This window comes from Streptomyces sp. x-19 (genome assembly GCF_046549115.1).
Taxonomy (GTDB): Bacteria; Actinomycetota; Actinomycetes; order Streptomycetales; family Streptomycetaceae; genus Streptomyces; species Streptomyces albulus_C.
Genome location: NZ_JAJPWK010000093.1, coordinates 1 through 1,393, shown reverse-complemented (window position 1 = coordinate 1,393; position 1,393 = coordinate 1). Strand labels below are relative to the sequence as shown.

The following is a 1,393-nucleotide window of genomic DNA, read 5'->3' as shown; positions in this document are numbered from 1 at the left end:
CAAAGATGAGTGCCCTCAAGACCCCTGAATAGCCGCTGAGCTGGGAAAACGCCCTCCGGAGCCGTGGGCAAACGGCCCCGGAGCTTCCTCATGCCCATCGCCGCAGGTCAACCCGCAGATCCGCCACCGCCGCATGCCCACCAACTGTCGAACTCGGGTTTCCAACCTGGCGTTCCAGTCCGGCAGTTGGGCTGACAACATGGTGAAGCCCCTGGTAGATGGGTTTTCGACCAAGAGAACCGTCTCCACCAGAGGCTTCACGTGCTTGTTTACCCGTCGGGCGTCGACGTATCCAGCTCTGCCTTGCGCTTCCTCACCCAGCAGTTGCGACGGCATCGCCACGAAATCGGCTCGCGTTGGCGGCGCCTGAGCGCTGGCCGCCAGGCCCTGCTCACGCTCGCCCACCTGAAAGTGGGCCACACGTATGCCCAGCTCGCGGCAGGGTTCGGCGTCGGAACCACGACGGCCTACCGCTACGTCACCGAGGCTGTCGAGCTCCTGGCCACCCTCGCCCCCAGCCTGGCCGACGCGGTGCGCACCGCGTCGGTGAAGGCATTTCTGATCCTGGACGGCACGCTCCTGCCGATCGACCGCATTGCCGCGGACCGCCCGTTCTACTCCGGCAAGCACAAGAAACACGGGATGAACGTGCAGGTCCTCGCTGACCCCTTCGGTCGGCTGCTGTGGGCCCCACCCGCGCTGCCTGGCGCTGTCCACGATGTCCGCGCAGCCCGTGAACACGGCATCGTCGATGTCAATCCCCTTGAACTGTGGAGATCTTCTAAGCGACCAGCTCCAAGGTGGAGTTGGGAAACTTGGGCCGCACGTCGTCGAGGAACCATCGCAGCACCAGGTCCAGGCCGTCGAGCATGGGCACCCAGCGCGGACGCGGCCCGGAGGTGTGGGCGCCCTTGCCGAAGCGGACGTGGAGCTTGCCGAACGGGCCGCGGGTGAAGTGCACGTCTGGCTTGTCCAGCAGCGACGTCTCCTTCGAGCGGAGTCCGGCGTGATACAGCGTCCGGAACATCGCATAGTCCCTGGCGGCGGGTCCGTACTTCCTGGCGGTGGCGATCCTCTGCTTCATGAAGTCGAAGAACTCCGTCACACGCTCAGGTGTCGGCGGCGGCACCAAGGCCGGGGAATCGTCGCCGACGTGTCGGGAAGCGTTGAACTCGTCGACCGGGCAGACCAGCCGGACGCCGAACGCGGCCTCGATCTTGGCCGCCTTGCGGGCTTGCAGGAACCGGTGGAACCCCTTGAAGACCTTGAGCTGTACCGAGATTTGTGGAGCCCCTGATGCCAGGGTTACGGTCCTGGCGAAGGAGATCCACCAGCACCATGGCAGCACCCCGTAAATACCCCGACGAACTCCGTGAGCGCGCGATCCGCGAGG

General features: G+C 65.4%; 2 pseudogenes. One reads left to right on the top strand and one right to left on the bottom strand.

The features are described from left to right. Positions 1–261 precede the first annotated feature (261 nt). Positions 262–753 (top strand): annotated as a pseudogene (locus ACLJT4_RS42375) (transposase family protein); the annotation flags it as partial. A gap of 28 nt (positions 754–781) precedes the next feature. On the opposite strand, the pseudogene ACLJT4_RS42370 reads toward ACLJT4_RS42375, so the two are convergent. Further along, positions 782–1,393 (bottom strand): annotated as a pseudogene (locus ACLJT4_RS42370) (hypothetical protein); the annotation flags it as partial.